Origin of the sequence: Paenibacillus terrae, assembly GCF_005217525.1 — a bacterium.
GTDB classification, from domain to species: domain Bacteria; phylum Bacillota; class Bacilli; order Paenibacillales; family Paenibacillaceae; genus Paenibacillus; species Paenibacillus terrae_C.
Genome location: NZ_PNXQ01000007.1, coordinates 74,261 through 78,343 on the forward strand (window position 1 = coordinate 74,261; position 4,083 = coordinate 78,343).

The window sequence follows — 4,083 nt, forward strand, 5'->3', positions numbered from 1 at the left end:
CGGACGGGAATATTGAGTATTTGGGACGGATCGACCATCAGGTAAAAATACGCGGGTACCGGATCGAGCTCGGCGAGGTAGAAACGCAGTTGTTGAAGGTAAAGGCTGTGCAGGAGACGGTCGTCGTAGCGAGGGAAGACGAAAGCGGTCAGAAGCAAATGTGCGCATACTTTACGGCGAATGCAGAGCTGACGGCAAGCGAGCTCCGTGGAGTGCTGGCGCAGGAGCTTCCGGGCTATATGATCCCGTCGTACTTCGTGCAGCTTGATCATATGCCGCTGAGCCCGAACGGAAAGATTGATCGTAAAGCGCTGCCTGTGCCCGAACGCAATCTATTGGCTGGCGGGAAGTACGAGGCGCCGACAACGCCTATGGAAACGCGGCTGGCGCAGATTTGGAAGGACGTACTCGGCGTGCAGCATGTAGGAATTAAGGACAACTTCTTTGAAATCGGAGGACACTCTTTGCGTGCTACGCTTCTGATTGCCCGCATCCAGAAAGAGATGAACGGTCTTCTTTCCTTGCGGGAAGTATTCCAGTATCCTACCATCGCGGAGATGGCCGAGCTCATGGCAAGCCGGGATCAAGCGGCTTATGCTTCTATCCCGGCCGTCGAGGAACGAAGCTATTACCCGGCATCTTCGGCACAGAAACGATTGTATGTGCTTAGCCAGCTCGAAGGCGGAGAAATCAGCTACAATATGCCGGGCGTTATGACGGTAGAAGGGAAACTGGACCGCACGCGGCTGGAAGCAGCGTTCCGCAGGCTAATACGTCGGCACGAGACGCTGAGAACGAGCTTCGATGTTGTGAACGGCGAACCGGTGCAGCGAGTGCGTGAGGAAGTGCCTTTTGCAGTGGAATATGCCGAGGCTCGGGAAGAAGAAGAAAAAGTCTGCATTCGAAACTTTATTCGCCCGTTCGATTTGCAGCAGGCGCCGCTTCTGCGGGCCGGATTGATCAAGCTGCAGCAAGATCGCCATCTGTTGCTGTTTGATATGCATCATATCATCTCCGATGGTACTTCGATGGGCGTGTTGACCGAGGAGTTTATTCAGATGTACGAGGGAAGCGAGCTGCCGGAGCTGCGGATTCAGTACAAAGATTATGCAGTATGGCAGCAAATGAAGATGCAAAGCGAGCGGATTGACAAGCAGGAGGCCTACTGGCTGGACGTATTCCGCGGCGAGCTTCCGATTCTTGATTTGCCGATCGACGAAACTCGTCCGGCGCAGCGAAGCTTTGCAGGAAAACAGGTTGATTTTGTGATCGACGCCTTCAGAAGCGAGGCTTTAAAACGGCTTGCGGCGCAAACCGGATCGACCTTGTATATGGTGCTGCTGTCTGCATATACAGCGTTTCTTTATAAATATACACGTCAAGAGGATATTATCGTCGGCACCCCGATTGCGGGAAGACCGCACAGTGATCTGGAAGGTCTAATCGGGATGTTTGTCGGCACGCTTGCGCTCCGAAATTATCCATCTGGCGAGAAAACAATTCTTGACTATTTGCAGGAAGTCAAAGAAACGGCACTGCAAGCATACGAGCATCAGGACTATCCGTTCGAGGAATTGGTTGCGAAGCTCAATATGAATCGGGATATGAGCCGAAATCCGCTGTTTGATACGATGTTTGTGCTGCAAAATACGGAGCAGAGCGAACGGGAGATTGCCGGATTGCAATTTAAGCCGTATGCGTATGAGAACCCATCTGCCAAATTTGATCTGACGCTTCTTATAGCGGAGCAAGGAGAGGAACTCGTCTGCAGTCTTGAGTACGCCAGCGCGCTGTTTAAGCGGGAAACGGTTGAACAGATAGCGAACCATTTCATACAGGTGATCGACGCGGTGGTGAACGCTCCTGAGATGAAGCTGTCGGAGATTGCGATCATCACGGCAGCGGAGCAAGCGCAGATTCTGGAGCAATTCAACACAACTGCGGCTGACTACCCGATGGATAAACCGATTCATCAGATGTTCGAGGAGCAAGTGGAGCGGACGCCGGAGCAGAAGGCGGTGGTGTTCGGGGAAAGCCGGCTAACGTATCGCGAGCTAAACGATCGGGTGAACCAGTTGGCGCATGCGTTGCGCGCCGAAGGCGTTCGGTCGGAGCAATTCGTCGGCCTGATGGTCGAACGTTCGCTGGAAATGGTGATTGGGATTTTCGGGATTTTGAAGGCCGGTGGCGCTTATGTGCCGATTGACCCGGAATATCCGGAAGAACGGATTCATTATATTTTAAAGGACTCGGGTGCAAAACTGCTGCTGACGCAAAGTCATTTACGGCGGGAAAGACCTGACTTGGCGGGCTTCGAAGGCAAGATGGTGGATTTGGACAGCAGCCAGGCATACGCGCAAGACCGTTCCAATCCGGGCATCACGGTCAAGCCGAAGGATCTGATGTATCTCATTTATACTTCTGGTACTACAGGACTGCCTAAGGGAACCATGATTGCGCAGCAAGGCTTGGTCAACTACATTTGGTGGTCGAAAAAAGTATATGTAGGCGAGGAGAAACTTGACTTTCCGCTGTATTCATCGATTTCTTTTGATTTGACGTTTACGTCAATATTTACGCCGCTTATCACAGGGAATACGATCTTCATTTACGAAGGAGCGGACAAGGGGACATTAATCCAGGAGATCATTGAGGACAATCAGGTGGACATTCTTAAGCTGACGCCGACGCATTTAAGCCTGATCAAAGACATGAAGATGCCCGACCATTCCAGAATTCGAAAAATGATCGTAGGTGGAGAAAATCTCAGCACTCATTTGGCGAAAAGTATCTTTGATCTTTTCGGTGGAAACGTCGAAATTTTCAACGAATACGGGCCCACCGAAACGGTAGTCGGATGCATGATTTACCCCTACGATCCTGTGAGGGATACGAAGGAGTCCGTACCGATTGGGGTTCCGGCCGACAATGTGTACATTTATTTGCTTGATTCGCAGCGTAATTTGGTGCCGCCGGGCGTACCCGGAGAGATGTACATTGCGGGAGACGGAGTCGCCCTGGGCTATCTGAATCGTCCTGAGCTGACGGCGGAGAAATTCGTGGACAACCCGTTTGCTCCAGGTGGGCGGATGTATCGGACAGGGGATTTGGCCCGCTGGCAGGCGGACGGAAACATCGAATATTTGGGACGAATCGACGAGCAAGTGAAAATACGCGGCTACCGAATCGAGCTAGGCGAGGTGGAAGCGCAGCTCATGAAAGTGGAGGCTGTACAAGAAGCCGTTGTAACGGCTCGTGCGGATGAGGACGGGCAAAAGCACCTATGCGCGTATTTGGTCACTGACCGTCCGTTGACGGCAAGCGAGCTCCGTGGAGCGCTGGCGCAGGAGCTGCCAAGCTATATGATTCCGTCGTACTTCGTGCAACTTGAGCAGTTGCCGTATACGCCTAACGGGAAAATCGATCGCAAAGCGCTGCCTGCGCCTGAAAGAAGCTTGCCGACCGGAACTGCCTATGAGGCTCCGCATACAGCGGTAGAGCAAGCGCTGACCGCCGTTTGGCAGGGTGTGCTTGGTGTCGGGAAGATCGGTATTCGCGACAACTTCTTTGACCTTGGGGGCGATTCGATCAAGTCGATCCAGGTTTCTTCGAGACTGCTGCAAGCCGGCTACAAGCTGGATATGAAACATTTGTTCAAGTATCCGACGATCGCCGAGCTTAGCCTGTATGCGCAAACCGTCGGCCACATCACCGATCAAGGGGAAGTGACAGGCGAAACGTCGCTGCTCCCGATCCAGCGCTGGTTTTTCGAACAGACGCCTGTTGATCCGCATCACTATAACCATGCGGTCATGCTGTATCGGGCAGAAGGCTTTGAACTGACGGCGCTGCGCCGAACGATGGACAAAATTGCCGAGCATCATGATGCGCTACGGCTCGTGTTCCGCTTGACGGATCGCGGATACGAAGCGTGGAACCGCGGCGCCAGCGAGGGCGAGCTGTACACGCTTGACATCGAGGATTTCCGAAGCGAGGCCGATTGCGCAGCCGCCATCGAAGCGAAAGCAAGCGACATTCAGCGCAGCATAAACCTGAGCGAAGGGCCACTGCTGAAGCTGGGAT

At 53.1% G+C, this 4,083-nt stretch carries 1 protein-coding gene; it reads left to right on the forward strand.

Annotated features, from left to right (window positions below):
* A partial coding sequence (locus C1I60_RS25390; protein ID WP_252361619.1) for an amino acid adenylation domain-containing protein occupies positions 1-4,083 on the forward strand: 4,083 nt, incomplete at both ends.